Annotated in this window: 1 pseudogene; it reads left to right on the top strand. The window is 58.3% G+C overall.

Going from position 1 to position 432, the window contains the following annotated elements:
• Positions 1 to 432, top strand: a pseudogene (locus ACTHTY_RS12190) (TonB-dependent receptor TdfG); the annotation flags it as partial.

The following is a 432-nucleotide window of genomic DNA, read 5'->3' as shown; positions in this document are numbered from 1 at the left end:
AAAAGCCCCGCCCTCACGCGCGTCGGGAAATCGGGGGTCGGTGGTGCGGTGTCCATCCGCACAGTCGAACCTTCCGACATCGTTCCCGAGGGAAGAAATTGGGGAATCGAAGTAAAAACCGAGTTTTCCGGCAACACCGTGGCGCAGAAAAACGACTTGCGCAAATTCTTAGGCCGCGACTACCGCACCCTCTCTCCCATAGGCGCGACGGCGGACGGCACATCGGGGATGGCGGACGTGCTGACCGGCTATACCGGCAAACCTTCCCCCACCGCCCTGTTGTTGGACGAAGGCATAGCCGACACGAAATTCTCGGGCGGTAAAAGTCACACCAACTTCAAAGACGACAGGCAGCTGATGCTGTCCGCCGCCTTCAAAACCGACATTACAGACGGCCTTGCCGCATACAGCCACCGTCAAAAAGGTAACTAC

The organism is Neisseria sp. P0019.S002 (assembly GCF_051957155.1).
In the GTDB taxonomy this organism is placed as follows: Bacteria; Pseudomonadota; Gammaproteobacteria; order Burkholderiales; family Neisseriaceae; genus Neisseria; species Neisseria perflava.
The sequence above is the reverse complement of the archived record's forward strand: the minus strand, read 5'-3'. Positions and strand labels throughout refer to the sequence as shown.